Consider the following 1,478-nt stretch of genomic DNA (forward strand, 5'->3'; position numbering starts at 1 on the left):
TACGCTCCAATTTATCGTATCTTAATGGATCTTGGTTGAACGTCCACCCCGACTTTTTCCTATCGATTCATTTTCTTTAGAAGCTGCGCCCGCACAATACTCCCATCAATGAACAGCCACTCTGTATCAGAATATTCAGATAACAATTTGAATATTAAATTAAAACTATCTTTCTTTGCCCATTCATTAAAACGTCGGAAGACGGTATTCCATTTCCCAAATTCAGGCGGTAAGTCACGCCAGGGACAACCGGTTCTCATGCGGTAAAGGATACCTTCAAAGGTCAGGTGATGTTCTTCTTTGTGATAAATAAGCCCACTTTGTTGCATGAATACAGCTAGCGTATTCCATAGGGGCTTTGATAACATTGTTCTCGGCATGATGGTAAGGCAGGGTTGGTTTTTGGCGAAAGCAATTATACCCAATCATCATGCTGTTCAATAAGTCCTCTCAAAACGTCAACAGCCCATAATTACATGATTTATAATAAATTTTATTTAACTTGAATGTTGATTTATGCCGTATTATGCTATTATTATATGCAGCAATTCTGCATCTCGAAAGGAGGGGTTATGACTTCTTATGAAAAGATGAAGCGGAGATTATTTAAATCAAGACGTTATGTTTTTGAACGTAAAGATTTTTCCGATATAGCTAGTTATGATCAAGTTGGCCGAGGGTTTAATCGATTGATAAAGAATGGTTTACTCATAAAAATTGGTCATGGTTTATACACCAAAGCCAGGATGAGTACATTAACAGGTGAGCCTATTCCAGCAAAACCCGGCGGTGTAGATTCAATTGTTTCTGAAGTATTAAAACTTAAAAAAGTTGATTTTACTTTTGATGATTTAACTCTCAAATTTATGAAAGGTGAAATTACCCAAATCCCGGCATCAATTAGATTTAAATTTGATCCCCGGAGATTTAGCACTCGCTTGCAAATAGGCAGAAAAATAATAAATGGAAAAGTTAGATCAACTGAAAAAAGAGTTTACTGAAGTTGCATTTGCGTTAGGAATAAATAACCCGGCAATCATTGAAAAAGATTACTGGGTAGTCCATCTATTAACTTTGATTGCAAATGTTGAATCTGACGTGTTTGCAATCGTTTTTAGTGGAGGTTCAGCATTAGCTAAATCACACGTTAAAATCATGCGGATGTCTGAAGATGTTGATCTTAAAGTCATACCCTATAATGACATTGACTGGCAATCTATTAGCCGTTCTGAACGGAAAAGAATACGAAAATGTTTTCATGAATAACTTCTTTCTCTTATTGTTGCTGATGGAAATTTTAGTATTACTAGTGAAATTATTAAACGTGATGAATACAGATATATAGAGATTGAAATTAAATACATTCAACAATACCAAATAGCGCCATGTTTAAGACCGATCATAAAACTTGAGTTAATGGAAACGACTCTGTTTGAAAAACCAGATCCCCGCCATATTATTTCTCTGGTGGCTGAACA

The 1,478-nt window shown here is 35.7% G+C and carries 2 protein-coding genes and 1 pseudogene; 2 read left to right on the forward strand and 1 reads right to left on the reverse strand.

Annotated features, from left to right (window positions below):
* Window positions 1–24 precede the first annotated feature (24 nt).
* Window positions 25–380, reverse strand: a pseudogene (locus ACGF63_RS22825) (transposase); the annotation flags it as partial.
* 192 nt (window positions 381–572) lie between these two features.
* Here ACGF63_RS22825 and ACGF63_RS22830 point away from each other — a divergent pair.
* Together ACGF63_RS22830 and ACGF63_RS22835 are read left to right on the forward strand one after the other, a co-directional pair.
* Window positions 573–1,001, forward strand: a complete 429-nt coding sequence (locus tag ACGF63_RS22830; RefSeq protein ID WP_387633369.1) for an S-adenosylhomocysteine hydrolase — start codon at window positions 573–575, stop codon at window positions 999–1,001.
* Window positions 964–1,266: a nucleotidyl transferase AbiEii/AbiGii toxin family protein gene (locus tag ACGF63_RS22835; protein ID WP_387633370.1), complete on the forward strand. Its 303-nt coding sequence runs from the start codon at window positions 964–966 to the stop codon at window positions 1,264–1,266. The genes ACGF63_RS22830 and ACGF63_RS22835 overlap by 38 nt, the downstream gene beginning before the upstream one ends.
* The last annotated feature ends 212 nt before the right edge of the window (window positions 1,267–1,478 follow it).

Source organism: Photorhabdus sp. RM322S (assembly GCF_042879395.1).
Taxonomy (GTDB): Bacteria; Pseudomonadota; Gammaproteobacteria; order Enterobacterales; family Enterobacteriaceae; genus Photorhabdus; species Photorhabdus khanii.

Coding starts and splice junctions, on each gene's coding strand:
- ACGF63_RS22830 (WP_387633369.1), top strand. CDS start 573: ATGACTTCTTATGAAAAGATGAAGCGGAGATTATTTAAATCAAGACGT.
- ACGF63_RS22835 (WP_387633370.1), top strand. CDS start 964: ATGGAAAAGTTAGATCAACTGAAAAAAGAGTTTACTGAAGTTGCATTT.